General features: G+C 32.7%; 42 protein-coding genes. 36 read left to right on the top strand and 6 right to left on the bottom strand.

The window, feature by feature from the left end:
* Positions 1–26: 26 nt before the first annotated feature.
* The 4 genes from adhE to QTL86_RS13805 form a co-directional block, all read right to left on the bottom strand.
* Positions 27–2642 carry a bifunctional acetaldehyde-CoA/alcohol dehydrogenase gene (gene adhE, locus QTL86_RS13820; RefSeq protein ID WP_127065754.1) on the bottom strand — a complete coding sequence of 872 codons (2616 nt, stop codon included), beginning with the start codon at positions 2640–2642 and terminating at the stop codon, positions 27–29.
* Positions 2643–3173: 531 nt separating this feature from the next.
* Positions 3174–4226, bottom strand: a complete 1053-nt coding sequence (locus tag QTL86_RS13815) for a tyrosine-type recombinase/integrase (protein WP_410495186.1) — start codon at positions 4224–4226, stop codon at positions 3174–3176.
* 106 nt (positions 4227–4332) lie between these two features.
* Positions 4333–4767 carry an ImmA/IrrE family metallo-endopeptidase gene (locus QTL86_RS13810; RefSeq protein WP_410495185.1) on the bottom strand — a complete coding sequence of 145 codons (435 nt, stop codon included), beginning with the start codon at positions 4765–4767 and terminating at the stop codon, positions 4333–4335.
* 13 nt (positions 4768–4780) lie between these two features.
* The gene (locus QTL86_RS13805) at positions 4781–5182 is read right to left on the bottom strand and encodes a helix-turn-helix domain-containing protein (RefSeq protein ID WP_410495184.1); all 402 of its coding nucleotides are present in this window, start codon (positions 5180–5182) and stop codon (positions 4781–4783) included.
* Positions 5183–5461: 279 nt separating this feature from the next.
* Between QTL86_RS13805 and QTL86_RS13800 the strand changes: the two genes are divergently transcribed.
* From QTL86_RS13800 to QTL86_RS13790, 3 genes are read left to right on the top strand one after another with little or no spacing between them, the layout of a single operon-like run.
* The gene (locus QTL86_RS13800) at positions 5462–5665 is read left to right on the top strand and encodes a helix-turn-helix domain-containing protein (RefSeq protein ID WP_410495183.1); all 204 of its coding nucleotides are present in this window, start codon (positions 5462–5464) and stop codon (positions 5663–5665) included.
* Positions 5666–5691: 26 nt separating this feature from the next.
* Positions 5692–5877, top strand: a complete 186-nt coding sequence (locus QTL86_RS13795; protein WP_410495182.1) for a hypothetical protein — start codon at positions 5692–5694, stop codon at positions 5875–5877.
* 42 nt (positions 5878–5919) lie between these two features.
* A complete protein-coding gene (locus tag QTL86_RS13790) occupies positions 5920–6768 on the top strand; it encodes a Rha family transcriptional regulator (protein WP_410495181.1) in 849 nt (282 codons plus the stop codon).
* Between the two features lie 91 nt (positions 6769–6859).
* Here the strand turns inward: QTL86_RS13790 and QTL86_RS13785 are convergent, their stop codons facing one another.
* A complete protein-coding gene (locus QTL86_RS13785; protein ID WP_410495180.1) occupies positions 6860–7216 on the bottom strand; it encodes a hypothetical protein in 357 nt (118 codons plus the stop codon).
* A 74-nt stretch (positions 7217–7290) separates the two neighbouring features.
* On the opposite strand from QTL86_RS13785, the gene QTL86_RS13780 reads away from it, so the two are divergent.
* The 17 genes from QTL86_RS13780 (at position 7291) to QTL86_RS13700 (ending at position 13217) form a co-directional block, all read left to right on the top strand.
* On the top strand, positions 7291–7458 hold the full coding sequence (locus tag QTL86_RS13780) for a hypothetical protein (protein ID WP_410495179.1): 168 nt from the start codon (positions 7291–7293) through the stop codon (positions 7456–7458).
* On the top strand, positions 7455–7694 hold the full coding sequence (locus QTL86_RS13775; protein ID WP_410495178.1) for a hypothetical protein: 240 nt from the start codon (positions 7455–7457) through the stop codon (positions 7692–7694). Before QTL86_RS13780 ends, QTL86_RS13775 begins: the two co-directional genes overlap by 4 nt.
* Before the next feature lie 40 nt (positions 7695–7734).
* Positions 7735–8640, top strand: a complete 906-nt coding sequence (locus QTL86_RS13770; protein WP_410495177.1) for a phage replisome organizer N-terminal domain-containing protein — start codon at positions 7735–7737, stop codon at positions 8638–8640.
* On the top strand, positions 8641–8835 hold the full coding sequence (locus QTL86_RS13765; RefSeq protein ID WP_410495176.1) for a hypothetical protein: 195 nt from the start codon (positions 8641–8643) through the stop codon (positions 8833–8835).
* Positions 8825–9286, top strand: a complete 462-nt coding sequence (locus QTL86_RS13760; protein WP_410495175.1) for a hypothetical protein — start codon at positions 8825–8827, stop codon at positions 9284–9286. The genes QTL86_RS13765 and QTL86_RS13760 overlap by 11 nt, the downstream gene beginning before the upstream one ends.
* The gene (locus QTL86_RS13755; RefSeq protein WP_410495174.1) at positions 9259–9507 is read left to right on the top strand and encodes a hypothetical protein; all 249 of its coding nucleotides are present in this window, start codon (positions 9259–9261) and stop codon (positions 9505–9507) included. Before QTL86_RS13760 ends, QTL86_RS13755 begins: the two co-directional genes overlap by 28 nt.
* Positions 9507–9770 carry a hypothetical protein gene (locus QTL86_RS13750; protein WP_410495173.1) on the top strand — a complete coding sequence of 88 codons (264 nt, stop codon included), beginning with the start codon at positions 9507–9509 and terminating at the stop codon, positions 9768–9770. Before QTL86_RS13755 ends, QTL86_RS13750 begins: the two co-directional genes overlap by 1 nt.
* A 2-nt stretch (positions 9771–9772) precedes the next feature.
* Positions 9773–10006, top strand: coding sequence for a hypothetical protein (locus QTL86_RS13745; RefSeq protein WP_410495171.1), 234 nt, complete (start codon positions 9773–9775; stop codon positions 10004–10006).
* A complete protein-coding gene (locus tag QTL86_RS13740; protein WP_410495170.1) occupies positions 9993–10178 on the top strand; it encodes a hypothetical protein in 186 nt (61 codons plus the stop codon). Before QTL86_RS13745 ends, QTL86_RS13740 begins: the two co-directional genes overlap by 14 nt.
* 1 nt (position 10179) lies before the next feature.
* On the top strand, positions 10180–10557 hold the full coding sequence (locus tag QTL86_RS13735) for a hypothetical protein (protein WP_410495169.1): 378 nt from the start codon (positions 10180–10182) through the stop codon (positions 10555–10557).
* A gap of 65 nt (positions 10558–10622) precedes the next feature.
* Positions 10623–11099 (top strand): hypothetical protein, encoded by a 477-nt coding sequence (locus tag QTL86_RS13730; RefSeq protein WP_410495168.1) that lies wholly within the window; start codon positions 10623–10625, stop codon positions 11097–11099.
* Between the two features lie 31 nt (positions 11100–11130).
* The gene (locus QTL86_RS13725) at positions 11131–11289 is read left to right on the top strand and encodes a hypothetical protein (protein WP_410495167.1); all 159 of its coding nucleotides are present in this window, start codon (positions 11131–11133) and stop codon (positions 11287–11289) included.
* The gene (locus tag QTL86_RS13720) at positions 11279–11488 is read left to right on the top strand and encodes a hypothetical protein (RefSeq protein ID WP_410495166.1); all 210 of its coding nucleotides are present in this window, start codon (positions 11279–11281) and stop codon (positions 11486–11488) included. The genes QTL86_RS13725 and QTL86_RS13720 overlap by 11 nt, the downstream gene beginning before the upstream one ends.
* Positions 11489–11506: 18 nt before the next feature.
* A complete protein-coding gene (locus QTL86_RS13715; RefSeq protein ID WP_410495165.1) occupies positions 11507–11770 on the top strand; it encodes a hypothetical protein in 264 nt (87 codons plus the stop codon).
* Positions 11771–11791: 21 nt separating this feature from the next.
* Positions 11792–11965 (top strand): hypothetical protein, encoded by a 174-nt coding sequence (locus QTL86_RS13710; protein WP_410495163.1) that lies wholly within the window; start codon positions 11792–11794, stop codon positions 11963–11965.
* A gap of 24 nt (positions 11966–11989) precedes the next feature.
* Positions 11990–12319 carry a hypothetical protein gene (locus tag QTL86_RS13705; protein WP_410495161.1) on the top strand — a complete coding sequence of 110 codons (330 nt, stop codon included), beginning with the start codon at positions 11990–11992 and terminating at the stop codon, positions 12317–12319.
* A gap of 76 nt (positions 12320–12395) precedes the next feature.
* A complete protein-coding gene (locus tag QTL86_RS13700) occupies positions 12396–13217 on the top strand; it encodes a DNA-methyltransferase (protein WP_410495042.1) in 822 nt (273 codons plus the stop codon).
* Between the two features lie 61 nt (positions 13218–13278).
* Here the strand turns inward: QTL86_RS13700 and QTL86_RS13695 are convergent, their stop codons facing one another.
* Positions 13279–13737, bottom strand: a complete 459-nt coding sequence (locus QTL86_RS13695; RefSeq protein ID WP_410495160.1) for a hypothetical protein — start codon at positions 13735–13737, stop codon at positions 13279–13281.
* A 416-nt stretch (positions 13738–14153) separates the two neighbouring features.
* Between QTL86_RS13695 and QTL86_RS13690 the strand changes: the two genes are divergently transcribed.
* The 16 genes from QTL86_RS13690 to QTL86_RS13615 all read left to right on the top strand — a co-directional run bounded on the left by QTL86_RS13690 (position 14154) and on the right by QTL86_RS13615 (position 24073).
* Complete coding sequence (locus QTL86_RS13690; RefSeq protein WP_410495159.1) at positions 14154–14369, top strand: hypothetical protein; 216 nt, start codon at positions 14154–14156, stop codon at positions 14367–14369.
* A gap of 34 nt (positions 14370–14403) precedes the next feature.
* Positions 14404–14679, top strand: a complete 276-nt coding sequence (locus QTL86_RS13685; RefSeq protein WP_410495158.1) for a hypothetical protein — start codon at positions 14404–14406, stop codon at positions 14677–14679.
* A 22-nt stretch (positions 14680–14701) separates the two neighbouring features.
* A complete protein-coding gene (locus QTL86_RS13680; protein ID WP_410495157.1) occupies positions 14702–14869 on the top strand; it encodes a hypothetical protein in 168 nt (55 codons plus the stop codon).
* 51 nt (positions 14870–14920) lie between these two features.
* Complete coding sequence (locus QTL86_RS13675; protein WP_410495156.1) at positions 14921–15202, top strand: hypothetical protein; 282 nt, start codon at positions 14921–14923, stop codon at positions 15200–15202.
* Positions 15192–15476, top strand: a complete 285-nt coding sequence (locus QTL86_RS13670) for a hypothetical protein (protein WP_410495155.1) — start codon at positions 15192–15194, stop codon at positions 15474–15476. Before QTL86_RS13675 ends, QTL86_RS13670 begins: the two co-directional genes overlap by 11 nt.
* 35 nt (positions 15477–15511) lie before the next feature.
* Positions 15512–15754, top strand: coding sequence for a hypothetical protein (locus tag QTL86_RS13665; protein ID WP_410495153.1), 243 nt, complete (start codon positions 15512–15514; stop codon positions 15752–15754).
* Complete coding sequence (locus QTL86_RS13660; RefSeq protein WP_410495152.1) at positions 15744–15938, top strand: hypothetical protein; 195 nt, start codon at positions 15744–15746, stop codon at positions 15936–15938. Before QTL86_RS13665 ends, QTL86_RS13660 begins: the two co-directional genes overlap by 11 nt.
* A 99-nt stretch (positions 15939–16037) precedes the next feature.
* Complete coding sequence (locus QTL86_RS13655) at positions 16038–17003, top strand: tyrosine-type recombinase/integrase (protein WP_410495151.1); 966 nt, start codon at positions 16038–16040, stop codon at positions 17001–17003.
* 12 nt (positions 17004–17015) lie between these two features.
* Positions 17016–17480: a hypothetical protein gene (locus QTL86_RS13650; RefSeq protein WP_410495150.1), complete on the top strand. Its 465-nt coding sequence runs from the start codon at positions 17016–17018 to the stop codon at positions 17478–17480.
* A gap of 227 nt (positions 17481–17707) precedes the next feature.
* On the top strand, positions 17708–18277 hold the full coding sequence (locus tag QTL86_RS13645; RefSeq protein ID WP_410495149.1) for a site-specific integrase: 570 nt from the start codon (positions 17708–17710) through the stop codon (positions 18275–18277).
* Between the two features lie 240 nt (positions 18278–18517).
* Positions 18518–18811 (top strand): HNH endonuclease, encoded by a 294-nt coding sequence (locus QTL86_RS13640; RefSeq protein ID WP_410495148.1) that lies wholly within the window; start codon positions 18518–18520, stop codon positions 18809–18811.
* An 85-nt stretch (positions 18812–18896) separates the two neighbouring features.
* Positions 18897–19271: a P27 family phage terminase small subunit gene (locus tag QTL86_RS13635; protein ID WP_410495147.1), complete on the top strand. Its 375-nt coding sequence runs from the start codon at positions 18897–18899 to the stop codon at positions 19269–19271.
* A 22-nt stretch (positions 19272–19293) separates the two neighbouring features.
* The gene (locus QTL86_RS13630) at positions 19294–20994 is read left to right on the top strand and encodes a terminase large subunit (RefSeq protein WP_410495146.1); all 1701 of its coding nucleotides are present in this window, start codon (positions 19294–19296) and stop codon (positions 20992–20994) included.
* A 47-nt stretch (positions 20995–21041) separates the two neighbouring features.
* Positions 21042–22256 (top strand): phage portal protein, encoded by a 1215-nt coding sequence (locus QTL86_RS13625; RefSeq protein ID WP_410495145.1) that lies wholly within the window; start codon positions 21042–21044, stop codon positions 22254–22256.
* Entirely contained in the window at positions 22249–22842 is a 594-nt protein-coding gene (locus QTL86_RS13620; RefSeq protein WP_410495144.1) for an HK97 family phage prohead protease, read from the top strand. The genes QTL86_RS13625 and QTL86_RS13620 overlap by 8 nt, the downstream gene beginning before the upstream one ends.
* On the top strand, positions 22817–24073 hold the full coding sequence (locus QTL86_RS13615; RefSeq protein ID WP_410495143.1) for a phage major capsid protein: 1257 nt from the start codon (positions 22817–22819) through the stop codon (positions 24071–24073). The genes QTL86_RS13620 and QTL86_RS13615 overlap by 26 nt, the downstream gene beginning before the upstream one ends.
* Positions 24074–24195: the final 122 nt, after the last annotated feature.

Raw genomic sequence — 24195 nt, 5'->3', positions numbered from 1 at the left:
ATTGAAAGGAAATAATTAAGGATTAATTATTTACCGTAGTAAGCTTTTTTATAAAGTTCAGCAAGCTCAGTTACTTTTGGAAGTCTTGGGTTTGCTGTTGTACATTGGTCTTCGAATGCTTTGTAAGCTAATTCATCAACTTTAGCCATGTAAGTTTTTTCATCGATACCAAGTTCTTTAATAGTAAGAGGCATATTAAGCTCTTTCATTAAGTTTCGGATTGCATTAGCAAGAGATTTAACACCTTCTTCTGGCGTAGAAGCTGGAAGACCTAATGCTTTAGCAATTTCTTGGAATTTTTGTGGTGCAATATATTTTTCATATTTAGGGAAGATAACAAACTTACTTGGGTTTGTACATCCGTTGTACTCTACAATGTGTGGTAATAAAATGGCATTTGCACGACCGTGAACGATATGGAATTCACCACCAAGTTTATGAGCCATTGAGTGGTTAATACCTAAGAAGGCATTAGTGAAGGCCATACCAGCGATAGTTGATGCATTATGCATTTTTTCTCTAGCTACTGGGTCTTTAGCACCATTTTTGTATGAACGTGGAAGGTATTCAAATACAAGTTGAATCGCTTTAAGTGCAAGCGCATCAGTATAGTCAGATGCTAAGATAGAAACGTAAGCTTCAATAGCATGTGTTAATACGTCAAGACCAGTATCAGCTGTTGGAACTGGAGGTACACTCATAACAAAGTCAGGGTCAATGATTGCCACGTTTGGAGTTAATTCGTAGTCAGCAAGTGGATATTTCATATTGTTTGCTTTATCTGAGATAACAGCGAATGAAGTAACCTCTGAACCTGTACCTGAAGTTGTAGGAATAGATACCATTTGTGCTTTTTGACCAAGTTTAGGGAATTTATAAACACGTTTTCTAATATCTGCGAATTTTTGAGCCATAGCAATAAAGTCTGCTTCTGGTTGTTCATAGAATAACCACATACCTTTAGCAGCATCAAGTGCTGAACCACCACCAAGAGCAATGATTGTGTCTGGTTTAAATGAGTTCATCATTTCTGTACCACGACGTACTGTCGTTAAGTCTGGATCTGGCTCTACATCACTAAAGATTTCAATTGTTGGGTTATTAGGATTTTTATTTAATTGGTAAACGAGTTTATCAACGTAACCTAATTGAACCATCATTGGATCAGTTACGATTAATACTCTAGATACTTCTGGCATTTTAGCAAGGTATGCTATTGAACCAGCTTCAAAATAGATTTTTTCTGGAATTTTAAACCACTGCATATTCACTTTACGTTTTGCCACCCTTTTTGTATTGATTAAGTTTACTGCTGTTACGTTTTGAGTTGTAGAGTTACATCCGTAAGAACCACAACCAAGTGTTAATGATGGCATATTTGTGTTATAGATATCACCAATTGCACCGTGTGTAGATGGTGAGTTAACTACGATACGACCAGTTTTAAGACGACGGCTGAATTCTTTGATGACTTCATCATCAGTTGAGTGAACAGAAGATGTATGTCCAAGACCACCCATTTCAACCATGATTTCAGCTTTTGTAATACCATCGTTTACGTCTTTAGCTTTAATAACTGCAAGTACTGGAGAAAGTTTTTCTCTTGAAAGTGGATACTCAGGACCTGCGCCTTCAATTTCGCAGCAAAGGATTTTAGTTTCTTTTGGAATTGTGATACCAGCCATGGCAGCAATTTCATATGGGTATTTACCTACAATAGCTGCATTAACCATACCTTTTTCAAGGTTGATAACAACTGGTTCAAGTTTTTTAACTTCTTCTTTAGTAGCAAAGTAGCAGCCTTGTGCTTTCATAAGAGCTACTGCTTTGTCATAGATAGGTGCTTCGATGATAGCCGCTTGTTCAGAAGCACAAATCATACCATTATCGAAAGACTTACTTAAGATAATATCATTTACAGCTCTTTCAACTACAGCTGTTTTTTCAATGAAAGCAGGTACGTTACCAGGACCAACACCAAGTGCAGGTTTACCAGTTGAGTAAGCTGCACGAACCATTGCAGAACCACCTGTAGCAAGTACTAATGCAACTTTTGGATGATTCATCAGAGCATTAGTTGCTTCGATTGATGGATGTTCAATCCATTGTACACAGTTTTCTGGAGCACCAGCTTTAATCGCAGCATCTCTTACAATACGAGCAGCTTCAGCTGAACAGTTTTGAGCTGATGGATGGAAACCAAAGATGATTGGATTTCTTGTTTTAAGAGAGATGATGGCTTTGAACATTGTAGTTGAAGTTGGGTTTGTTACTGGAGTAACCCCTGCTACAACCCCTACTGGTTCAGCCACTAACATATAGGCTTCATCATCATTATCTTCGATGATACCAACTGTTTTATCATATTTAATGCTGTGATAAATATATTCTGTTGAGAAGATATTTTTAGTTACTTTATCTTCAAAGATACCACGGCCAGTTTCTTCAACTGCCATTTTTGCAAGATGCATTTGATTTGAAAGCCCAGCAAGAGCCATAGCTTTTATGATTTCATCGATTTGTTCTTGGTCAAGTTTAAGCATTTCATCTAAAGCAACAGATGCCTTTTGTGCTAATTCATCTACCATTTTTACTGCATCAATTACTGGTGCGTCAATTTTTGCTTTTTTGTTTTCAGACATTTAAGTAAGCCTCCTTGATGTAAACAATATAAGTTTATTATGTGATGTTTCTTTTGAAAATATGAAACGTGTAAGTGTATTGAAGTGTTATTTTTTTAACAATTGATTTGTTGAAAAAATGTAGTTGTTTTTCGAAGTGTTCTTCGTTTTGACTACAAATTGATGTTAACATAAGGAGAATAAGTTGTCAATAATTTAACATACTAAAAAATAAGTTTTTTATGTATACAAAGACAGAAAAAAATATACAAGTTAATGAAAGTAAGAGACTGAATTAAGAATAGAAAGGAAATCTACTAAACAATAATGTTAAAATAATAACGAAATAATTGGCGAAAAATCTTTTTATCAAACAATAAGTGGATAGTATAAAAATACAAATTATTGATAAATGATGACATAAAAAGGACCTAGGTTTCAGGGGGAGAATGTTTTTTAATGGAATTTAACGTATTTCCAAGTGTTTAAGGTGGCTTAAAAGCGTAAAAAAGTACGTAAAAATAAGATTGTAGTTCACAAGTAGTACACAAATTAATACTCTAGAAGTTCGATAGCTGCTCGCAGATCTTCTATTGTTTTATGTGCATAAATATCCGTTACATCTTTTGTTGAATGCCCCATGAGTTTTTTCAATGTTACCTTATTAATATCATAACTATCCATTTTTGAACAGAATGTATGTCTTAAATCGTGGCAGCCAGAACCAGTCAAATTAAGTTGATCCATTATAGGGTTATAAAAAGTAACTCTATAACTATCTGATGTCATACCAGTCCCTTTTAAAGTTGAAAAGAGGTATTCATTATTTATGTCATATCTATTTTTCACAATCGCCACAATAGCACTGTGGATAGGTAAAGTACGTTTCCCAGCAGCTGTTTTTTTACCACCGCTAATTGTTAAATTTTCTAAGTCAATGTTTTCTGTTTTAAGTTCTAGCATTTCACTGACTCTAAAACCTGTATATAACATAAATAATATGCTGTCCATCCATTTTATATTGCTGAGGTTTGCCCACATTAGTTCAATCTCATCATGAGTATATATGCGACGTTCAATCTTACTGTTTGTATCACCAGTATCTATATATTGGGAGTAGTTTTTTGATACAACATCAAATTTAACTCCATAATCATATAAATTTCCTAGTAGCTTTTTAATCTGCAATTTTACAGTCGGCTTGTCTGTAGCACTATTTATAACATCTTGTAGGACAAGTGTGTTTAATTTAGAAAATACTGTTCCATGTATACTGGACAATTTATTATATGCCAGCTTATGAGATTTTTTAGTTGAATCAGACAGGTTGATGTAATCAGTCGTTTGGCACCATTTATCATATATCTCTGACAGTTTAAGTTTTTTAGCTTTTAAATCATATGGATTATCATTATATTTGGCAAGAGCAGCAACAGCTTCCGGTTGTGTTTCAAAAAAGCCAAGATAATCTCTGACTTGCCTTAGCTTACCTGTATCAATATTTTTTTCAAATCCAGTTGTTATCTTTACGGCCCATGGCTTTCTACGTTTATTACCTAAATAACATACGCAACCATAACCATTTGGTAGTTTTAGTGATTTCATAAATACACACTCCTTATTGAAAACTTGAAGCGCATAAGATATACTTAACCAGTGACAGTGTATGGCTCATACGCTTAGGGCCTAGTGTTGGTAGCACTAGGCTCTTTTATATTTTCATATAATTTTTATATATGCCAATAAATCCTATATCGGATTTAGACATTTCGTGTTCATAAATGCAAAGTTCTTCATTCTTCCAAAACCCTATTACATCAAGTAATTTGCATGCAAAATAATTAGCTTCATTTTCTTTTACATTTTTCACACAACCAATAGTAGTGAAATTTGCTTCTTCATATGGGTGTAAGAAGGCATGTGCTATCTCATGTGCTAAAACAATCATCTTATGATAATATGATAAAGTACTATTAATCATAATGATTTTAATCCTATATTCGTAATGGTATGCCCCTGGAGTATTTTCTCCCAAATCATCTTCGTAAACTATGATGTCATTTATATCAGCTATTTCATACAAATCTAATAGAGTACCATTTTGGGTAATTTCATTTACTTTCGTGTCTATATAGTTTGTAATCACATAACTCCCCCATTTATCGGTATTTTTTAGGTGTAAATTTTTCTTTACTTTTAAGTTTGGCAATTTCTAAAGCATGTTGAAGAGCCATTTTATAAAGTTCTCTATCTTCTTCTTTGATTTCTCCACCATATGCGAGAGCATTTCCTTGATCTATATTATCCATTATTTCTTCTAGAGTTTTAGCAATATCTTTCTTATTTCTAGCACTTAATTCAGTTTTATTATCTTCTCTTCCTAATAAGTAGTCTGTTGTGACATGAAAATAATCAGCAACCTTCTGAAGCTTGTCAGCAGATGGTGAACTTTTATCCCATTTACTAATAGTTCCTTTTCCAAAGTTTAATTCTCTTTCAAGTGAACTTTGTGTTGTGGTATTTCTTCTACACAATTCCTGTATTTTCTCAACCAACGTCATATCGACACCTCTTTCAATAAAGTGAAGAAAAAACATCAAAAACTGCGTTGACATGATGAATATTTTCAACTATACTGTATTTAAGCATAAGATATATGCAGAATTAAAGACAGTAAATTTAAGATATAGCAAAAATAAAACGACTCGTTCCCCAACTAGCGTATTATTTGTCATACCCTTATTGATGAATATTTTCTTCATTTACAATAATACAATGGAAATATTCAACTGTCAATATATTATGCTTAAAAAATAAACATTTTAAAGGAGGGATATAGTATGGCAAGATGTGCAACTAGGAACTACACACCTTTTGGTAAAGAGGTGGCTAAAAAACTAATTGATTTAGACATGAATAACTCGGATTTAGCTGAAAAAATAGGTGTAAGCCCAATGTACATATCAGATATTTTACAAGGAAAGAGAGTAGCTACAGAGCGCAAGAAACAGATAGTGGAGATTTTGCAATTAAATCTTACTTAGATTAATGGATTTAGGAGTTGAAGGTCATGGAAAGAATTAGTGTAACTAAGGCGGCTCAGATAATGCATCTTGATCCACACTTTATTAGGATATGTTTGCAAGATGGAACATTTGCATTTGGAGTTGCTAAAAAGAAACCAGGTAATAAGAAATGGAGTTATTACATATCACCCAAGCTATTTTATGAATATGTGGGAATTGACACAAATTAAATAAAACAACAATTTGATTAGGTTAAAAAGGAGGTACTAAAGATGAATTATCGAATGAATAATGCATTAGCACAAGGAGATCAAACAGCAGTGATTTTAAAAGGTGTGAATGAAGGTTTACATATTGTCACATTAGATGGACAAGCAGTGGTAAGTAGTAGATACGTAAGTGAAACATTTAATAAAGAACACAAGCATGTGTTAGATAGTATTAGAGAAATTATAAAAGGGGTGGACGAAAATTCGGCAGGCCTATTTATAGAAAGCAATTACCAACATTCTCAAAATAAGCAATGGTATCTGGAATATTTGATTACTCGTGACGGTTTTACATTGTTAGCAATGGGATTTACAGGTAAAGAAGCTTTGCAATGGAAGTTAAAATACATAGAAGCTTTTAATAAAATGGAGAAGTACATATTAAAAACTCAAAAAAATTCTTACATGATAGATGATCCCATAGAAAGAGCTAAGGCTTGGATTATAGAACAACAAGAAAAGCAAGTTCTGCAATTGGAAAATGCACAACAGCAACAAATTATAGGCGAGTTAAAGCCTAAAGCTACGTATTATGATCTTGTTTTACAAAGTACTGATTTAATGCCAATAAGCCTGATTGCTAAAGATTACGGTATGGGAGCACAAACGCTTAATAAAAAGCTTAATCAATTTGGTGTTCAGTACAAAAGATGCGGTATATGGCTCTTATATGAGAAATATCAAGCAAAAGGATATACGCAGTCTAAAACTCAATCCTATCCCAAACCAGATGGAACAATTGGAACACAGCTACATACACAGTGGACTCAAAAAGGTAGATTGTTTATTTATGACTTGCTTAAGCAAAATGGTATATTACCTGTTATTGAGAGGGAGGACAAGTATGAGTAAAAAAGCTAAAAAAATACTTATTAAGGTATTAGATAAGCTTGTATTTGTAGTAATTCCCTCAGTGTTAGTATCAGTTTTTATGATGATGTTATTAAGAAAGTGAGTTTACTATTAGGCAGGTTATTACGCTAGTTATTGCAGCAACAATAATATCACTGGCCTTTGATATAAGCAGTTCTTTAATGTATTCTATTTTTTCTTCACGTTTTATATCAAAGTATGCTAAACCTGAAGGCTTAATAGTAATTTCAGCACCAATAAATCCGTCAAAGCTTGCTAGGTCAATATATCCATGTTCTTCTAATAAGAGTAATATTTCATCTATGTACAATTCATTTTCAAAATTATCTCTTATCTCAGAACCATCTATGTAAATAGTCTTTTCTAGCTTTGATTTATCTAATATGTATTTTAAAACTTTTTCAGCAGATTTATTGAAACTCTTCATAACATCACATCCTAACGTTTTTATTACATTTTACAACTAAAACTATTATAAAACAAATGAAGGAGTATAAGTTTATGAATAAAAAAACAAAGCAAGAGAGAAAAGAGATTATAAAAGTAGCAATTCAAAAAAAGATTAAAAATAATAAAGATAAAATTTGCAGCTGCTTAAGTAAGGGTAATTCATTACAAGCAAGCTATTACCAAGATTTAAATAGTCAGTTAAGGGGGCTGCTAAAATGAAAAGAAGTACTTTACTAGGCTTACTTATGCTAATGTGCTTCATATTTATTTATGGTACATGTGGTTCATATGAGTGTGATGTGCTAACAGTAGGACAAGCATTTACAAGAATTGGAGTAGCAACAATAGTATTTTTTGTATTAGATTACGTAAGAGTCAACATCAGCAAAAGAGAATTTGAAAAGAAAAAAAACATGGTAAAGGCGGCAACCTTTAACCATGCACATAGAAAATAATTACAACCCAATTTTAACACGAAAGAGAGGTGCTTGCAAATTGGGTAATGAAAAAAAATTCTACTGGCTTAAATTAAAAGAGGACTTCTTTGATGAAACGTACATAAAGGCACTACGAAAAATGCCTGGTGGGGATGCAATGGTAATTGTATATCTAAAAATGCAATTAAAGAGTCTGAGGACAGAAGGAATTATACAACATCAACACATAATGCCTAATCAAGCAGAAGAAATTGCTATATCAATAAATGAAGATCCAGTAATAGTTGCATCAACTATTGAAAAGCTTGAACTGATAAATGTTATAGAGGTTTGGGACAGTGAAACTCTATACATGGCAGCCATGCAAGAACTTATAGGAAGTGAATCTTCTGTAACATCACGAGTAAGAAAACATAGAGCAATACAACAAGCGTTACAATGTAACGCTATAGAAACAAAATGTAACACAGAGATAGAGACAGAGATAGAGACAGAGATAGAGACAGAGATAGAGACAGAGATAGAGAAAACATCTAGTGATGTTTGCGGTAAACCGCCATTAAATCTCGAACTTATTATAAGTACTTGGAACTCTTTAGGACTAACGCAAGTTAAAAAGATTACTACTAATAGCGCAAGGCATAAGGCAATTAAAGCTAGAGTAAGAGAATATTCTTTTGATGATGTAATCAAAGCAATAAATCTTGTAAAAGAAAGTGATTTCTTAATGGGATATAAAACTGACTTCATTATCAATTTTGATTGGTTATTTAAACCTAAGAATTTTCCTAAAGTACTTGAAGGAAACTATACAAATAAGAATACACAACCAATATCAAGTCAAGTAAGTAACAAAGTGAAATCATATAATTCAATGGCTTCTCATGATTGGGATCTTGATGAATTAGAAAAATTACAACTAGAAAGGAAATCAAAACTAGCTAAAGAAAGAGAGGGGCATTAAGTGAGTGATCCACACAAGGAAACAGATGAGTTATTAATTTGGGCGAATGAAGTAGCTAAAAAGGCTAATGTGACAGCTCTAAGAGTAGTAGGAAAGTATTGCAAATTTAAAAAGGATAACAATCTTACTGAAGAACAGGCAAAGGTTGTTACAGCTAATTATCTAATGAATGGGGTTGGTGAAAATGAAAAATAAATGGTTAGGTGCAGGATGCAATAGAAAACAGTTAAGGAGTTTGTTAAGGGAAGAAACGGCAAAAAGAGAAAAGGCTGAAATTGAGCGTGATGCAGCTAATCTATTAGCTAAGGAAAATAAATCTAAGCATAATGTAGCAAACGAGCTCTTGAATGAAACCAAGGACAAGCTTATCGAAAGAACTGGTGCAGCACAAAAGGCTATTGAATTAAATATATCCTTAGCAGAAGAAGTGGCACAGTTAACCAAAACAAACGAAAGTTTGGACAAGGAAATTGCTAGCCTAAAAAATAAACTTAAGCTCAGAGAACTTACTATAAGTTGTCGAGAGGAAGAAATAGATAAGCTTAAATTAAACAATAACACTTTACAACAGGCACTTAAAGAAGCAGATAAGGATATAGCATTAGCAAACAGGCCATTATGGAAGAAGGTGCTTGGAAAATGTTAAGTGAAATCTATGCATTAGATAAAAATAATGTGGATATTAAAAAGCTTACACAGGTTTGCGATAAGATTAGAAAACTTAAAAGTATGCCAAGCGGTGTTACAGAGATAGTATGGCAGTTTCAAAGAGATAAAGTAGCTACAAGCTATTGTAGGGACAGGTTGTATTGGTTGGCATATCAATTAGAGAAAAATGGAATTTCAGTAGGTTGGAAGAAGCTATAATGCAAGTTTGGAAAGCTTATGTAGGAAATAGCAAGCTAGGTGGAAAACCTGTAACAGCAGAAGTAGTACATAAAAGCTTTAGTAAAAGCAGAATAAAGGCTTGTGAGATAGAGGATATATTTCACTATTTAGGCACTATTAAGTGCAATGGTAATTGCGAGGAACATCTTAAGAGTTACCTAAGAAGTGAAATTGGAAGTGAAGAAGTAGCCTTTAAAGAGGTTACGGATGAATTTGGCGAGAGCCAGTTAAGGTTGTGGTGAGAATGAAATCAAAGCAACAACTTAAAGATGAATCTATAGAGAGATTCAAAATTACAGTAGAAGCAACTAGAAAAGATATACGGTTATTAGATGAAAAGATTAATGAGCTTAATGAACTGCAAATCAATGAAGCTACAGCAGAAGTAATAAATGTACTTGAAGGCATAAGAAGAGATCTTTGCTATGGGAAAGATAATGTTAAAAGGATAAGGAGGGTTCTAAATGCCAAAACCTAAGATTTATATGGCAGTTACAGTAGATAGTTTAGAATTACCTCTTTTTGTAGGAACAAGTAGAGAGGTTGCAGCTTGGGCAGGTATAACATGTAGAGCTTTATATTCGAACATAAATCAAGGAATGAGTGGAAAATACAAAGGGAGGAAATTTATAGCTATAGAGGAGGAATAGCATGTATGGGAATAAGCCAATAGAAATAGTTCAGTTAGATTATTATACAGGTGAATATGTTGGAGAATATGCGAGCGTATGTGAAGCAGCAAAAGATAATAATGTTGCAGCTCATAGTATAAGAACATCAATTCAAAAGAATATAAGAATGAGAAGCTGCAAGTTATTTTTCTTGAAAAAGGTAGATTACAATCCCAAAATGGATTTTTCTCAAAAAATCAAACTAATAAATTGCTATGAAAAATTATTATCTGCATTAGATGATGAATATGAGATTATCGAAGAGTTAAATAATCAATTTATAGTAAAAACAAAAGACGGAAAATTGCTTAAATATCCTAAAAATATGTTTAGTTCAGGCATGAACTATGGTGCATAAGATAGATAACTTGATTGTTCAAAGGATTGGTTTAACAAAGTTGATTTTTAAAAGGAGAGATAAAGATGGGTTTAGATATTACAGCTTATAAAAAATTAAAGGTGGTTGAAAATCCACAAGTAGATGAAGATGGTGATTTAGTTAATTGGAAAACAGAATGGAGACCAGGTGAAAGTATGAAATGGTCAGAGGAAAACTTCCCGGGAAGGGGAGAAGGTGTTGAAGCTGATTGTGTATATACATATGAGGACTCATTTGGATTTAGAGCAGGTAGCTATTCTGGATACGGATATTGGAGAGATACGCTAGAAGAATTTAAAGGTGACATAGCATTTCAAGAACTTATTAATTTCGCAGACAATGAAGGTGTAATAGGGCCAGTTGTTAGTAAAAAGCTTTTTGAAGATTTTAAGAAACACGAAAAAGAAGCTGAAGAATTTGCTAAAACATTTAATGACGGAGAATTCTTTATAGAGAGGTATATATGTTGGATGAAAGCTTTTGAATATGCTTTAGATGATGGCGCAGTTGATTTTCATTAAATAAAAGTGTTTTTTGTTAGGAGGGATAAACGTGAGTTGTAAATGTGCAGAGTTTGATGAAGATACAGGAAGATATGTATGTGAAGTTAGCGGCAGTGGTTGTATGTATTTTATACCGGATAGTAAGCAATGTGCTAAGGACTACGGAGAAGGTCCAGATGCTTGTGAGGAGGAAGAGGATGAAGGTTAAAACCTCTATGGTAGTTGAAATAGAAATTACAACAGACATAGAAGAAGCGGGAATACCAGTTAAGCACCTGGGAAGCGAAGAACATAAAGAAAGATGGGAAAGACAGTTATATAGGCAGGTTTTTAAGGACCTTAGTGGTTATAACACATTAGATAGGCTAAGAATAAAAAAGTTTCATAGCTGTAAGTCAAATAAATAGCTTTTAGGAGGTGCAAGGGTGGTAGAGATATTGAAACAGGCAATAGCTAAATATGGACCGGACATGCAGAAGACAATAGCAATCGAAGAAATGGCCGAATTAACCAAGGAATTATGTAAGAACAAAAGAGGTCAAGATAATTGGGACCATATAGCTGAGGAAATAGCAGATGTTGAAATAATGCTTGAACAGCTAAAGCTTATTTATAACATTGGTCCTTTGGTATTGGCAGTAAAGGAAGGAAAGATTAGGAGATTACAGGATAGGCTGAATAACAAATAACTTTTTGGAAGGGTGAGAAAGTTGTTTAAAACAAATTGTGATGTAAGAAAAAATTGTATTAGACGTGATAGCGTGATTTGTGGTTGCTGTACAAGGGTAAATGTACCTAGAAAAGACTTTTTCGATCAAGATAAAAAGGTTGTAGATAGTATGTTTAGTGAGCTAGTAAAGGCAAGGTTTAACAAGACAAATTAATCTTTTAGTGAGGTGATGAGTTTAATGATTAAGTTCGAGGATTATCCATGTTGGCAATGTAGAAATCTTGATGATATGGGTGGATGTAAATTAAACGATAATATCAATCCAGTATGGCTTACAGAAGATGAAACAAATAGATTTAAGTGCTTTAAGTATGACAAGGTTGCGGTGTCTTATAGGAGAGTTAGAGAGTACATAGAGAAGTGTAGATATACTTACAAAGTTGAGGACATAATTGAAGATTATAGCAGAAAATGGAATCATGGGTTTTATGTAAGCTACACAATGAGAGATGTAATTGAACATTGTGAGATTGAATTAAGGATTTTAGAAAGAGATAGTACAAATTGACTTTTGTTTAGATAAAAAGAATAGGAGGAAAAGAGGTCGTGGCCACATAAATCCTTAAGGAACCTCCTAAATAAAAATGAAAACAGAATTATTTAATGATAACTTTCAAAACTATAAAAGATATGGGATACCTAAAGCGCAGTTGGTAATAGCAGACGTTCCGTACAACATAGGAACTAATTTTTATGGTTCAAACCCAATGTGGTATGTAGGTGGAGATAATAAAAATGGTGAAAGTAAACTTGCAAAGAAGGCAGCATTCAATAGTGATTTCAACTTTAACTTATATGAGTACTTTCACTTCTGTTCAAAGCTTCTAAAGAAAGAAGATGATAAGCCAGGGAACAGAGGAAGAAGCAGTGATTCACCTTGCATGATCGTATTTTGTTCATTCGAACAACTTAACACATTAATACTTGCAGCAGATAAGCATGGATTTAAGCATTACATACCGCTAGTATTCATTAAGAATTATAGTCCTCAAGTATTAAAAGCAAATATGAGGGTTGTAGGTGCAACAGAATATGCATTGCTATTTTATAGAGATAGGTTGCCTAAGTTTAGAAACGGACTACAAGTAGACGAAAACGGAAAGAACATCAGAGGAACAGGGCACATGGTATTTAATTGGTTTGAGTGGGGTAAAGATGGTAAGGATATACCTAAAATTCATCCAGCACAGAAGCCGGTAAACGTACTAAAGAAACTGATTGAGACATTTACAGATCCAGGAGACGTTGTAATTGACCCATGTTGTGGAAGCGCATCAACATTAAGGGCATGTATGGAACTTGGCAGAAGTAGTTATGGATTTGAAATATCAAAGGACTTTTACAGAAGAGCTAAAGAGGAAATGCTAGTAACAGAAGATAGTAAATTTCAACAGATGAAGCTTTAACAAAAACAAAATGAATTTTGAAATAAAAAAACGCCCCATATAGGGGCCGTGCAATACTATATTATTTGATATTAGCATACAAAAAAACTTGATTAACTAATGAATTAGCTAAAAAGGTTGCCTCTAGTGCTCTATATTGAATGGCTGGATCACTTGATGATAGAAACTCATATGTTTTGCCATAAATATAGGATAAGTAATCAGAAATTGTTATTAATGATTCTAAATTAGGATCGGTAGGATTTTTAGACTTAGCCGTTTGTAAGTCATTTTTAATACCATTAAGTTGCGACGAAAAGATATTAAGTTGAGATAGGAGTGTACCGTTTGGTTGACCATTCACGTTGTTTATATAACCATTTCTAGAAATTAAGTTAATTTGCTTTTGAATATTAAGTAGGGAGTCATAAGAATCACTAAGAATATTCTTATTTTTATTGTTTGAGCAATAAGCTGTAGTGGAAGAAAAAATCAAACAAAATGAGAGTGCCAATATAAGTAACTTCTTTAGATGCATCATTTGTATATACCTCGTAATTAAAAGGCCCCAATAAGGGGCTGTGGTTGAATGAAAAGACGGTGAAACATAAATATTACTGCATTGATAATATAACACTAAAGAATGAAATCTATGCATTGATAATAAAAATCTTGAAAAGTAAAAAGCCCCGATAAGGGGCTAAGAGAGAAAGCGATTCGCTTAAATGGCTGCATTTAGTATTTTGTAAATAACATGTATGGTAATTATGAATACAAGATACAAAAATAAAAATTCATGTTTTCTAAAAAGCTTTAATAACATTTAAATCTACTCCTAGTAATAATTTGTATAATCATAATACTATGAATAATTTTTATGTTAAATGTATTTTCTTATAATAATAAGTTATATACCAGCAAAGTGAAAAAATAAGAGTTTGTAAGAGGAGTGAAAATGTGGATAATGAGCAGATGTGTTTTATAGTAATATACCATAATAACAACCTTGTACAACAATGTATGCAAATTGATGATGGAGAATCAGCTTATCAACTTGCAAATGAAAAAGGTTATTCTATTAGAAAATGGGAGATGTATGGGATGAAACATTTCCATGAACTACCAGATGATACTAAAAAAGATATTAAGGAATTTATTAAAGGTTTAAAGTAATAAAATATAAGTTTGTAAAGGGGGGAAAAATTAAATGGATATACTAAAAAGCCATCAAATAGTTAAAGCTAGAAAAACACATATATGTAATTTTTGTGGCAAAGAAATATTAAAAGGGGAAAAGTATACAGCATCAACGTATGTTGAGGATTATATTTATTCATGGAAAACTTGTAATAGATGTAAAGAGTATGTAGATGAAGCGTTCAGCAATAAAGAATATGATTTTTCAGATGGAATGGGAGAAAGCGAATTTCATGATTATATGTGGGAAAATCACAGAGAGGTTGCCACGGAATGGTGGAAGTAAACAAATCTGATTTCGTTTAGGAGTGATTGAAATAAATAGCGTAGTTTATAAAAACGGAAATACAAAAGAAGCGGTAGTATTCTTTGACGGATCATGTTGGGTATCAGAAGGTGATGTTAAGATTGCAAGACGTAGCAGAATAGACTTAATAGCTAGATTGAAAGCACTAGGATATAAGAAAACTAAATAATACATAGGTGCTGACTTACTTAGGTTGGCACCTTCTACATAGGAGGTAAGTATGAAATCAGGAAGAGATACTAAACCAGGCAACTATATACCACCAAAACCAAGCCATGCTAGTAAAAAGCTGAATGATGGTTGTGCATACTGCAAAGCTGGTAAAAAGTTAGAAGTTAGTAGAGCGGAGAATATAAATGCGATTGATTGTTTTGTAATAAAATGCCCCGCTGATGTAGATGGATCATTAGTTATTATAAACACCAAAGGACTACCAGCATATTGCAGCATAAATTATTGTCCTATGTGTGGCAGAAGATTAGGAGGTAATCATGACGAATGAACAGTTAAATCAAGCTAATGCAATCAGAGAGGAAATAGTTACACTAGAAGCAGAAGTAGCAAATATGATTTGCTATAAAGAATCGTTTGTAGGTAGAGAACTTAGAAAGATTTTAAAGTTACCTAAAGAAAAAACACACTATAACCTATACTGTTCTCACAACTTAGATTGCATTGGAAGCACTGTGGTGTTAAGAGAAGAGGAAGTAGAAGTTTTGGCTAACTATAAAAAGCAAAAGATTAAGCAGCTAAAGGATCAGCTAGAAAACATTTAAACAAATTCGACTTTGAAACAAAGGATGTGAGATATATGAGATGTGAATATGAAGAAATTTGCTACATAGAAGGACAGAAATGTTTGGAATTAGTACCAAAATGCAAACAAATAGAACTTAAATGCTTTAATAACTATGATGTAGAACTAGAGTTAACATTAAATAAGATTTACTACACAGAAAGCATAGACGAGCAGCTTATAGTTGTAAAAAATGATATAGGACAGTATGAAAAGTACTCTCGTACTAGGTTTGAGGTAATGAAAAATGAAAGGTAAAGAAAAAGAAATATTTAGAGATTGCTATAACATACTTGAAAGCGAGTGTGGCATAGAAGAATTTAAAAAGCAATCTACAGTAATAGCAGCTAAGTATGATGAAGTTAAAGATAAGATGCTTTGCATAGAGTTACTTGGGGTTATAGCAGCTCATATTGGTAGAAGAGACAGGGTTATAGAATGATATATTTTTTACAATAAAAGATGAATGTAGTGAAGGCAGTCAATTACTTAGAGAAAAATACAGGTTAACTATATTTTGGCTTTTAAGGAGGATGATAGCATGTCACGAGTATTATTTACACAGGAAAGATGGAAAAACGTTAAGGAAATCAATAAAAAGTTAATGCAACAGTATATAAGAAACTGTAGGTCTGAAAAGAAGCGACCTCGTACAATAGAACAATATGAATGCGATTTGAAGTTCTTCTTATGTTGGAATCTTATGTATCATCATAACATGAACGTATTAGACTTCAAGAAAAAGCATTTTAACGAGTTTAAATTCTTTATGATTGAAGAGCGAATGGCAAGCAACGCAAGAGTTAACCGTATAATGAGTGTAATTAGGAACATGATGTCATATGCAGAAGATGATGATGACGATTATGAGGATTATATACGGAATCCAGCTTCAAAGATTAAAGGACTTGAAAAAGCACCTATTAAAGATATAGCGTTTCTTAGTCAGTTGCAGATAGATTTATTAAGAGAATACCTGCTAAATCATAAAATGTATCAGCACTTATGTTTGTTAGATATTTTGTATGATTCCGGAGCAAGAATTAACGAAGTTTTTCAAGTAAGTAATACTGAGACAGCTAATAATGGATATTTAAAAGTCACATGTAAGGGTGGAAGAAATGAGTATATTTTACTTCATGATAGAGCAAAAGAAAGCCTAAAGCTTCACTTAAGTATAAAGCAAGATGGCGAAGCTTTTTGGAAAAGTAAATATGGACAAGCTAAAGATACTAGTACACTTAGAGGATGGGTAAAAGAATTGTATGTGATACTTAAAACTTTAGATTCAAAAACACAGTATTTTACACCACATAGCTTTAGGCACTCAGTAATAGAAAATATGCTCAATGGAAGTCACTATCTATGTAAGAAAATAGGAAGAGCATTCACAATAGAAGAAGTAGCTCTTATAGTACATCATAAATCTACAGATATGACCAAGAGCTACGCAAAACCTAAGGACAATGAAATAATTTTTAACATGTTTGGTATAAGTATTAATTAAGAAGGTGAAGAAGTGAATAAAGAAAAGACTTTTAAAGACGTTGAAGGTATGCTATATGCTTACACTAGAACAAAAGCAGAAGCAAAGGATATTGACTTAGAGATAGAAGAAATGAAAGAATCATTTCAAGGTATAAATGGAAAAAGTGATAATGAGATAATGCAGAGTACACCTACAAATAAAACAGGTGATCCAGTAGCAGATGAAGTATTAAGAAGAACACAAGAAATTGATAGGCTATTAAAAATAAAGAGAAGTAAAGAAAGATATATTGAAAGAATAGACAATATGCTAACCACTTTGTCTGATGAAGAGCAAGAGTTTGTAAGACTTAAATACATATTAGGGAGAAAAGGAAAGGATATGATGTCGGCACTTAATGTATCAAAGGATGGAATGAGCAGTAAGAGAAAAATTATAGTATCTAGTTTAGTTAATTTTCTCAATAACACCAAAAACACACCAAAAACACACTAAAACCCGGTTGAAAAACACACATTCAAAGTAGTAACATGGTAGTATCAAGAAATAAAATAATACAACAGTACAGCAACATTACGAGCTATTGTGTATTACCAAATAAGCTATCTAATAAATGCTATATTTCTTGAAGAATAAAAGGTACAAAGTAGGATAAAAGGGCAGTAGCTTAACGTGTGCAAAGCTATTGCTCTTTTTGTTTTGAATGGAAAGGTGGTGATATAGTGAATACAGTAGAGCCGATAAGAAACTTTGACTTGATATTAGATATGCAAGATTATCTTTACAAAAGAAAAAATAAAAGGGATTATGTGTTGTTTATGTTTGGACTATACAGTGGCTTACGTATATCAGACATATTGCCACTAAAGGTAAGAGATGTTAAGAATAGAGCACACATATATTTCAGAGAAGAAAAGACAGGAAAAGAGAAGCGCATACCAATTAACAATGATTTAAAAGCAGCATTAAAAGAATATATAGAAGATATGCAGCCTTGGGAGTATCTTTTCAAATCAGTACGTGGCAATAAAAATAAACCGATAACTAGACAAAGAGTTTGGCAAATGCTTAATGAAGTTGCTGGTTACTTTGAATATAACGATCCAATAGGTTGTCATACTCTTAGAAAAACTTTTGGGTACTGGATGTATCAAGACACAAAAGACGCTGCAAGTATTATGGATATATTTAATCATAGTGATATATCAGTTACCAAAAGGTATATTGGAGTTACACAAGATAATAATGAGAAGCTAATGAAAGACATATGTTTCAAGAAGAAGAGATATTGAACATGTGTTTTATTTTTTTGAATTAGTATTATCTTTACATATTAAGGTTGTGTAAAGTAATTTAAAAAAAGTATTAGTTTCTTCTATTAGAGTGAAAAAAACGTTTTTATTTTACAGTATTCTAAGATAAGTAAAATAAGAATAATAACTAAACACCATCAAAGTATTGATAGTCAATAGATTTAGTCACTATTCCAAATAAAAATATGATAATAGTTATCAGATAAAGGTTGGGAAATAATGAATAGGAATGATCCTAAGAGGTACAAAAATAAAAGATGGGAAGCAAAAAGAAGTAAGATATTAAGACGTGATAAGTACTTGTGTCAGATAAGTAAAAGGTATGGCAAAAACGTTGATGCTAATACAGTACATCATATTTATCCGGTTGAGGAATATCCAGAGTATCAGTATTGTGATTGGAATCTGATTTCGGTAAGTAATGAAATTCATAATAAGCTACATGATAGAGTTACCAATAGATTAACAGACATGGGAGAAGACTTGAAAAGAAGAATAATCCCCCCCACTTAATTTTTATTTTAAAAACATACTCGGGACCGATGGGGGGCATCTTTTCCAATAGAGCGAATTTTTAAGAAAGGGGGTAACGTAAAAAATGGCACAAACGTTATATGAGAAAGAGATCAAAAAAATAATCAAGAAGACAAAAACGAATATGGAAGCAATAGGTACATATAAAAGTGAGTTTGATGCAACAATAAGAATGTATGCTGAAACAAAATATCAGTATGATAAGCTTATGGAAGAATTTTTTGAGCAAGACTGTAAAGTGACTGAAGAATATACTAATAAGGCAGGGTTTACTAACATCAGAAAGACAGCAACATATTTAGCAATAGAAACTATAAGAAAAGACTTAATTAGCCATGAAACAGTTTTAGGCCTTACACCAGCTGGCCTAAAAAAGATACATGCTAAGATAGATAGTAAAAAAAGTGGATTAGCAAAGGCGCTTAAGAGTTTTGAGTAGTTACAAAAACTTTAAGACGGTAATGGATTACGCTAACAGCATAGCTGGTGGACAAAAGATAGCATGTGAAGAATTAAAACAATGCGTAGATAGATTTTTAGAAGACTTCACAAGTGATAAATATGATTTTAATCCTAGTGATGCAGAGTTTGTTATTCAAATCATTGAAAAGACCTTTTGTCATGCTCAAGGTGAAAAACTAGATGGAACTCCATTACGTGGAACACCTTTTTTATTAGAGCCTTTTCATAAATTCATAGTATATAACTTGCTAGGCTTTTATCACAAAGGCACTAAAATAAGAAGGTTTAAGGAAGCTTTTATTTTTATACCTCGTAAGAACATAAAAACTTCATTTGCAGCAGGACTGTCATGGGCACTTGGATTACTTGAAAGAAAATCAGGAAGTAAAGTATACATAGTAGCGGCAGCATTAAAGCAGGCATTAGAAAGTTTCAACTTTATATTATTCAATGTAAAGAATATGGGCGAAGAGGACAATTTTAGGATTATTGATAATAACCAGGAGCATAGTATAAGTGGAGAAATAGGAGAAGATGGGAGCTTATATATTCAAGCTTTGGCAGCTAATCCGGATAGACAGGACTCTCTAAATTGCAATATAGCTATTGCAGATGAGATACATGCTTATAAATCGCCTAAGCAATATAACATTATAAAAGAAGCTATGAAAGCCTACACTAATAAACTTATGATTGGTATAACAACAGCAGGAGACGATATGAGTAGCTTTTGTTACCAAAGGCTTCAATACTGCAAAAAAATATTAAATAAAACGGTAACTGATGAAGCTTACTTCATTTTTATATGCAAAGCTCCTGTGGATGAGAATGGAGATGTTGACTTTACTAATCCAGTTGTACATGAAATGGCGAACCCAGCTTATGGTGTATCAATTAGGCCAAATGATATTATGAATGATGCAATGCAAGCACTAAATGATCCTCAACAAAGGAAAGACTTTTTAGCTAAATCATTAAATGTATTTACAGCAGCGCTTAAGGCATATTTCAACATTGATGAATTTAGAAAAAGTGATAGACAGTATAATTGGACGATAGAGGAATTAGCAAAATTACCTATAGCTTGGTATGGTGGTGCCGACTTGTCAAAGTTACACGACTTAACAGCAGCAGCCCTTTATGGTACATACATAACACCAGAAGGAAAAGAAGTTGATATAATTATCCCTCATGCATGGTTTCCTATAGTAGCTGCAAAAAAGAAAGCCGAGGAAGATAATATACCACTATTCGGATGGAAAGATGATGGTTGGCTTGATATGTGCAATAGTGCAACAGTGAATCAAGCTGATATTGTTAATTGGTTTATAAAGATGAAGAAGTTAGGTTTTAAGATTAAGCAAGTTGGACATGATAGAAAGTTTTGTAGAGAGTACTTTATTCTAATGAAAAAGTCAGGGTTCAATATTATAGATCAACCACAGTATTTTTATAAAAAATCAGAAGGCTTTAGACATATAGAAAAGAAAGCGAAAAATGGAGAATTATATTATTTACATTCTCAAGCTTATGAGTATTGTTTACAAAATGTAGTAGCAATAGAGAAAACTGATGATATGATTCAATATGAAAAATTTAAACCGGAGCAACGAATAGATATATTTGATGCTTCGGTTTTTGCGTGTGTGAGAAAACTTGAAGCTATGACTAATAGCTCTAAATTGAACTCATGGTTTTAAAATACCTAATAGGTATTTTTAAAATAGATATTACAAGGAGGTATTAAATGAGCAAAAAAAGAAACAACAATCGTACTAGGGCAGATACAAATATAGGAACAGGAGATACAACGGGAACACAAACTACTTTAGCCTATTTTTTAAGTGGTAATGATGAGTTATTGCCTACTGGATATACTAGGCTTTCAAAAAATGAAGAAGTAGTAAAGTGCGCAAATATTATCGCAGATTTAGTTTCATCAATGACCATCATGCTAATGGCAAATGGAGAAAATGGTGATTACCGAGTTAAGAATGAATTATCAAAAAAAATAGATGTCTATCCATGCTCATATATGAATAGAAAAAATTTTATTTTTAAGATAGTTAAAGATATGGTACTTCATGGGAATAGTGTTGTTTATCCAGAAGTTTCAGGTACATTTATTAATAATTTAAAGCCAATAGATATTAATAAATGTTCATTTTATGAGAGTGGACTAGAGTATGAAATTAGGTATGGTTCAACTATATTTAATCAAGGAGAATTATTGCACTTTGTTTTAGTCCCTAAAGAAGATGAACCTTGGGTAGGAGAAGGATATAAATCAACTATCATTGAGACGGTTAATACATTAATACAAGCAAATGCCACTAAAAAAGGATTCTTAAGAAGCAAGTGGAAACCAAGCATTATTATAAGTATTAATTCAGACATTGAAGAGTTACAAGATAAAGATAAAAGAGAAAAAATACTTGGTAGCTATGTTGGTTCTAGTGAAGCTGGTGAACCATGGCTTATTCCAACAGGAGAAATTGATGTTAAGACCATACAACCGCTTTCTCTTAATGATTTAGCTATTCAAGATAGTATTACACTCGACAAAAGGACTATAGCTAGTGCTTTTGGAATTCCACCTTTTATGGTTGGAATAGGTGATTTCAACAAAGATGCTTATAACAATTTCATTTCAACTACTATCATGAGTATTGCAATAATAATACAACAAGAGCTTACAAGAAAATTACTTTACTCACCTGATATGTATTTTAAATTTAATCCTAAATCACTTATGCAATATAACCTTAGTGAAAAGGTAGGTTTCGTAAAAGAAATGGTTAGTGGTGGCATGATGAATAGAAATGAAGGTAGAAGTGAGTTTGATTATTCTCCAGTAGATAATGTGGGTATGAATGATTTTGTAGTACTTGAAAATTACATACCTGTGTCAAAGGTAGGAGAACAAAAGAAATTAACGGAAGGAGAAATAAAAAATGAGTAGAATCGATTTACAAACACGTAGTCTAGCGTGTGATCTTAAAACAAGAGCAGAACCTAACGAAGAAATGCTTATTGAAGGATACTTTGTAGTATTTAATAAACAAACAGAATTATGGCCAGGAGCATTTGAAGAGATAGCAGCAACAGCATTTAATAATACAATGGGTAATGATGTAAGGGCATTAATAAATCATGACAGTTCACTTGTACTTGGAAGAAATAAGTCTGGCACATTAGAACTAAAAGTAGATAGTCATGGACTTTGGGGAAGTATTCGTATTAATCCAAAAGACACAGATGCAGTTAATCTCTATGAACGTGTAAAACGTGGAGATGTAGATCAGTGTTCTTTTGGATTTAATATTTTACAGGAAAATACTGAATGGCGAGAAGATGGAACGGTTAAATGGACAATTGAAGAGGTAGAACTTCATGAAGTTTCTGTATGTACATTCCCTGCATATGAAGATACTGGTGTTCAAGCAAGAAGTAATGAAGTTTCACAGCATAAAGCTAAGCAACTAGAAGTTAGGAAAAAACATTTGAAAGAGAGGGTTCAAAATGGCACTCAAACAATTAATGATTAATAAAAAAATTGAACAGAGAAAGGTGGATTTAGAAAAGTTACAAACTAGGTCACAAGAGCTTCAGATACGTGAATCTGAACTCATAACAGCTATTGATGAAGCTAAAACTGATGAAGAGGTTACAGCAGTTGAAGGTGAAATTGAAAAATTGGAAGCTGATAAAGCAGAAAATGAAGAAAGCAAGAAAGCTTTAGAAGAAGAAATTACAAGTCTTGAAGCTGAAATCGAAGAAATTAGAAGTAAAATTAAGAATCCTATATCACAACACAAAGAAAGAGAGGGACAAGTAATGAATAGATTACAAGTAAGAGAGTTATTAAAAACAGGTGAGTACTATGAAAGAAGTGAAGTAAAAGAGTTTTATGATAAGTTCAGAAACATTAGAGCAGTTGCTGGAGAAGGGTTGGTTATTCCACAAATAATTATTAATCGAATCATGGATATTATGGGAGATTACACAACTCTATATCCATTGGTAGATAAAATTAGAGCAAAAGGTACAGCACGTATTTTAGTTGATACAGATACAACAGCTGCAACTTGGATTGAAATGAAAGGAACACTTGCAACAGGTGAAGTTGGTACAATTACAAATGTTGACTTTGATGGTTTTAAAGTTGGAAAAGTTACATTTGTTGATAACTCTATGCTTGATGATAGCCTTATCAATCTTGATGAATATGTATGTAAAAAGTTAGCACGTGCAATTGGTTTAGCACTTGATAAAGCAATTGTAAAAGGTGAAGGAGCTGCATCAAAACAACCAGACGGCATCATTCCAAAATTACCAGAAAGCAATAAGGTTGTACTTACAACTATGAATGGTATTGCGGATGTTGTTAAACATATAGGTAAGATTGATACAGGTGAGGACAGTGTTGGTGAAATCGTAGCAGTCATGAAACGTAGTACATACTATGACCGTTTCCTAGAGTTTACTATTCAAGTAAATTCACAAGGTAATGTAGTAGGTAAGCTACCAAATCTTTCATCACCAGATTTACTAGGACTCAGAGTAGTATTTAACAACAATATGAATACAGATGAGGTGCTATTCGGAGAATTTGATAAGTACACACTTGTGGAAAGAGAAGATATTAGCATTGATAAGTCAGAGCATGTCAAGTTTACAGAGGATCAAACAGGTTTCAGAGGTAAAGCTAGATTTGATGGTAAGCCAGTAAAGGCAAAAGCATTTGTACTTGTGACATTGCCAGCAGTGGGAAACTAGAGACTGCTACTTTTAGTATTGAGCGGATAACATATACTCAAAAACAGTTAGAAGCTATGACTAAAGCAGATTTGCTCATTATAGCTTCTAATTTAGGGGTGTATGGTATAAGTAGCAGTAAC

It is taken from the genome of Cellulosilyticum sp. ST5 (assembly GCF_046529625.1).
Classification (GTDB): Bacteria; Bacillota; Clostridia; order Lachnospirales; family Cellulosilyticaceae; genus Cellulosilyticum; species Cellulosilyticum lentocellum.
The sequence above is the reverse complement of the archived record's forward strand: the minus strand, read 5'-3'. Positions and strand labels throughout refer to the sequence as shown.

Excerpts from the sequence above, each read along its gene's own strand:
- adhE (WP_127065754.1), bottom strand. The coding sequence starts at position 2,642 with ATGTCTGAAAACAAAAAAGCAAAAATTGACGCACCAGTAATTGATGCA.
- QTL86_RS13815 (WP_410495186.1), bottom strand. The coding sequence starts at position 4,226 with ATGAAATCACTAAAACTACCAAATGGTTATGGTTGCGTATGTTATTTA.
- QTL86_RS13805 (WP_410495184.1), bottom strand. The coding sequence starts at position 5,182 with ATGACGTTGGTTGAGAAAATACAGGAATTGTGTAGAAGAAATACCACA.
- QTL86_RS13800 (WP_410495183.1), top strand. The coding sequence starts at position 5,462 with ATGGCAAGATGTGCAACTAGGAACTACACACCTTTTGGTAAAGAGGTG.
- QTL86_RS13795 (WP_410495182.1), top strand. The coding sequence starts at position 5,692 with ATGGAAAGAATTAGTGTAACTAAGGCGGCTCAGATAATGCATCTTGAT.
- QTL86_RS13790 (WP_410495181.1), top strand. The coding sequence starts at position 5,920 with ATGAATTATCGAATGAATAATGCATTAGCACAAGGAGATCAAACAGCA.
- QTL86_RS13785 (WP_410495180.1), bottom strand. The coding sequence starts at position 7,216 with ATGAAGAGTTTCAATAAATCTGCTGAAAAAGTTTTAAAATACATATTA.
- QTL86_RS13780 (WP_410495179.1), top strand. The coding sequence starts at position 7,291 with ATGAATAAAAAAACAAAGCAAGAGAGAAAAGAGATTATAAAAGTAGCA.
- QTL86_RS13775 (WP_410495178.1), top strand. The coding sequence starts at position 7,455 with ATGAAAAGAAGTACTTTACTAGGCTTACTTATGCTAATGTGCTTCATA.
- QTL86_RS13760 (WP_410495175.1), top strand. The coding sequence starts at position 8,825 with ATGAAAAATAAATGGTTAGGTGCAGGATGCAATAGAAAACAGTTAAGG.
- QTL86_RS13755 (WP_410495174.1), top strand. The coding sequence starts at position 9,259 with ATGGAAGAAGGTGCTTGGAAAATGTTAAGTGAAATCTATGCATTAGAT.
- QTL86_RS13750 (WP_410495173.1), top strand. The coding sequence starts at position 9,507 with ATGCAAGTTTGGAAAGCTTATGTAGGAAATAGCAAGCTAGGTGGAAAA.
- QTL86_RS13745 (WP_410495171.1), top strand. The coding sequence starts at position 9,773 with ATGAAATCAAAGCAACAACTTAAAGATGAATCTATAGAGAGATTCAAA.
- QTL86_RS13740 (WP_410495170.1), top strand. The coding sequence starts at position 9,993 with ATGCCAAAACCTAAGATTTATATGGCAGTTACAGTAGATAGTTTAGAA.
- QTL86_RS13735 (WP_410495169.1), top strand. The coding sequence starts at position 10,180 with ATGTATGGGAATAAGCCAATAGAAATAGTTCAGTTAGATTATTATACA.
- QTL86_RS13730 (WP_410495168.1), top strand. The coding sequence starts at position 10,623 with ATGGGTTTAGATATTACAGCTTATAAAAAATTAAAGGTGGTTGAAAAT.
- QTL86_RS13720 (WP_410495166.1), top strand. The coding sequence starts at position 11,279 with ATGAAGGTTAAAACCTCTATGGTAGTTGAAATAGAAATTACAACAGAC.
- QTL86_RS13705 (WP_410495161.1), top strand. The coding sequence starts at position 11,990 with ATGATTAAGTTCGAGGATTATCCATGTTGGCAATGTAGAAATCTTGAT.
- QTL86_RS13700 (WP_410495042.1), top strand. The coding sequence starts at position 12,396 with ATGAAAACAGAATTATTTAATGATAACTTTCAAAACTATAAAAGATAT.
- QTL86_RS13695 (WP_410495160.1), bottom strand. The coding sequence starts at position 13,737 with ATGATGCATCTAAAGAAGTTACTTATATTGGCACTCTCATTTTGTTTG.
- QTL86_RS13685 (WP_410495158.1), top strand. The coding sequence starts at position 14,404 with ATGGATATACTAAAAAGCCATCAAATAGTTAAAGCTAGAAAAACACAT.
- QTL86_RS13675 (WP_410495156.1), top strand. The coding sequence starts at position 14,921 with ATGAAATCAGGAAGAGATACTAAACCAGGCAACTATATACCACCAAAA.
- QTL86_RS13670 (WP_410495155.1), top strand. The coding sequence starts at position 15,192 with ATGACGAATGAACAGTTAAATCAAGCTAATGCAATCAGAGAGGAAATA.
- QTL86_RS13665 (WP_410495153.1), top strand. The coding sequence starts at position 15,512 with ATGAGATGTGAATATGAAGAAATTTGCTACATAGAAGGACAGAAATGT.
- QTL86_RS13660 (WP_410495152.1), top strand. The coding sequence starts at position 15,744 with ATGAAAGGTAAAGAAAAAGAAATATTTAGAGATTGCTATAACATACTT.
- QTL86_RS13655 (WP_410495151.1), top strand. The coding sequence starts at position 16,038 with ATGTCACGAGTATTATTTACACAGGAAAGATGGAAAAACGTTAAGGAA.
- QTL86_RS13640 (WP_410495148.1), top strand. The coding sequence starts at position 18,518 with ATGAATAGGAATGATCCTAAGAGGTACAAAAATAAAAGATGGGAAGCA.
- QTL86_RS13635 (WP_410495147.1), top strand. The coding sequence starts at position 18,897 with ATGGCACAAACGTTATATGAGAAAGAGATCAAAAAAATAATCAAGAAG.
- QTL86_RS13630 (WP_410495146.1), top strand. The coding sequence starts at position 19,294 with ATGGATTACGCTAACAGCATAGCTGGTGGACAAAAGATAGCATGTGAA.
- QTL86_RS13625 (WP_410495145.1), top strand. The coding sequence starts at position 21,042 with ATGAGCAAAAAAAGAAACAACAATCGTACTAGGGCAGATACAAATATA.
- QTL86_RS13620 (WP_410495144.1), top strand. The coding sequence starts at position 22,249 with ATGAGTAGAATCGATTTACAAACACGTAGTCTAGCGTGTGATCTTAAA.
- QTL86_RS13615 (WP_410495143.1), top strand. The coding sequence starts at position 22,817 with ATGGCACTCAAACAATTAATGATTAATAAAAAAATTGAACAGAGAAAG.